Annotated in this window: 1 pseudogene; it reads right to left on the minus strand. The window is 79.1% G+C overall.

Features of this window, described 5'->3' with window-relative positions:
• Positions 1–235: pseudogene (locus KVT14_RS21445) on the minus strand (glucuronate isomerase); the annotation flags it as partial.

Here is a 235-nt window from a genome sequence, read left to right on the forward strand (position 1 = left end):
CCACCGAAGCCCTCGACCAGCTCGGCCTCCACCCAGACCCGGGTCGGGGTGCCGCGGCCCAGCGGCCACCCGGCGCAGATCCGCCGCCAGACCTCCCGCGGGTCGGTCTCGGCGACGACGCCCGCGTCCGCGGCCACCGGGGCGACGCCGAGGTCCTCGATGCCGGCCCCCTGCGCGGCGAGCATCCGGACCAGGTAGTGGTCCGGGGCCACCAGCAGCTGGGCCGGGTCGGGGG

Source organism: Cellulomonas sp. GbtcB1 (assembly GCF_019091725.1).
In the GTDB taxonomy this organism is placed as follows: domain Bacteria; phylum Actinomycetota; class Actinomycetes; order Actinomycetales; family Cellulomonadaceae; genus Cellulomonas.